Source organism: Waltera acetigignens (genome assembly GCF_025567015.1).
In the GTDB taxonomy this organism is placed as follows: Bacteria; Bacillota; Clostridia; order Lachnospirales; family Lachnospiraceae; genus Acetatifactor; species Acetatifactor acetigignens.
In genome coordinates, this window is sequence record NZ_JAOQJO010000003.1 from 296,333 (window position 1) to 298,027 (window position 1,695).

General features: G+C 45.4%; 2 protein-coding genes. Both read left to right on the forward strand.

Features of this window, described 5'->3' with window-relative positions; translation table 11 throughout:
• Positions 1 to 252: 252 nt before the first annotated feature.
• On the forward strand, positions 253 to 855 hold the full coding sequence (locus OCV96_RS05600) for a hypothetical protein (protein WP_022312273.1): 603 nt from the start codon (positions 253 to 255) through the stop codon (positions 853 to 855).
• Between the two features lie 72 nt (positions 856 to 927).
• Positions 928 to 1,491, forward strand: a complete 564-nt coding sequence (locus tag OCV96_RS05605; protein ID WP_262593758.1) for a flavin reductase family protein — start codon at positions 928 to 930, stop codon at positions 1,489 to 1,491.
• Positions 1,492 to 1,695 lie beyond the last annotated feature (204 nt).

Here is a 1,695-nt window from a genome sequence, read left to right on the forward strand (position 1 = left end):
CCTTGACTGTATTTAAAGTATACCAACCAATTATGAACAAATTATGAACATGATGTGAAAACTTGGTGAATTTTACGAAAAAGTACAGAAACCAAAAAAGAAACTGTACAAATTGCATAAAAATGCGCAAACCATGAAAACACAGTATTCATGGGGTTTTGGTTGTAACCGGGGAATAAACATGGTAAAATAGGGACAGTTGAAAAGGGAAACTGTTCACATGAGGGACGAAATATGTTTGGAGGAAGATGGATGGATACTTTTATGGATAAACTTGCACAAAAGCTGAATGCCCAGGAAATGATCAAGGCGAATTCCGCGGCTGATGCCGAAGAGATGGATCAGCTGAAAAGCCAGCTGCGGGAATACGACGAGTGCCTGGCACAGATGCAGCAGGTCAATAAGGAACTGAAAGCGATCAATCAGGAGATGGAGAAGCTGATGTCCGAGACCATTGCTCCGGAAGTGACGAAGCTTTCCGAGGAAGGCGTGGCTGCCCTGCAGAAGCTGCAGCAGGAGAACACAGAGAAACTGGAAGCTCTGGGACAGCAGTATACTGCCAAACTGGAAGAACTGCAGCAGAGTACCGAGGTGTTGGACGAGCTTCAGAAGCATGTGGATGAGAAACTGAGCACTACGGAAGAGAATGTACATAAGGAATGCGTAAAGGTATACCGTAATGTACAGGCGGTTGTGGTAGAAGAGAACGAGAAGCAGACCGAAGCCATCGCAGCAAAAGTAAAGGAAAACCTTGGCGGTAAATTGAACGGTGTGCTGGGAGTATCCATTGCGGCAGTAGTTCTGACGGTTGCGGATATTGTTCTTCATGTATTGAGCATTTTGCACATTTTCTGAAAAGGCAGATAAAGTATTCATTTAAGAATGCTGAAATTGATAAGAAAGTAACGGAAATGAGGTTTTACGGAAATGGGAAAACAACTTTGGAAGCCGGGAAATATGCTGTATCCCCTGCCGGTTGTCATGGTGAGCCTGGCTGACCGGGACGGCCGCTCCAATATTATCACGCTGGCCTGGGTAGGAACCGTATGTACCAATCCGCCCATGGTGTCGATCTCCGTACGCCCCGAGAGATATTCCTATCCGATCCTGAAGGAGACCGGAGAATTCGTGATCAATCTGACCACGAAGGAGCTGGCATTTGCCACAGATTACTGTGGTGTGAAAAGCGGACGGGACGTGGATAAATTCAAAGAAATGGGACTGACTCCCATTCCGGCATCTGAGGTGAAAGCACCGATGATAAAAGAGAGTCCGGTGAACATTGAATGTAAGGTGCGACAGATCCTGCCGCTGGGATCCCATGATATGTTCCTGGCGGATGTGGTGGCAGTACATGCAGATGAAAAATATATGGATGAGAAGCACAAATTCCACCTGGAGAAGGCGGAACCCATCATCTATTCCCACGGTTCCTATTTCGGCTGTGGCGAATTGCTGGGAACCTTCGGATATAGTGTAAAGAAGCGATGAGTAACACAGGTAAAAAATTACTTGACGTTTGCCTTCCGTTTCGGTATCATAAGTCATAAATAAGAACATGGTAAATTTTACTACGAAGAAGTAGCATCAGACGGGAGTCTGATGCTCAGACTGTAGACAAAGCTCCTTCCTGTGAGGGAGCTTTTCTTGTGTCATGACTGCAAAAATTATGTACTTACAAGCATATAAGAAGTA

Bases quoted from the DNA above. Each gene is read 5' to 3' on its own strand.
- OCV96_RS05600 (WP_022312273.1), top strand. From the start codon at position 253: ATGGATACTTTTATGGATAAACTTGCACAAAAGCTGAATGCCCAGGAA.
- OCV96_RS05605 (WP_262593758.1), top strand. From the start codon at position 928: ATGGGAAAACAACTTTGGAAGCCGGGAAATATGCTGTATCCCCTGCCG.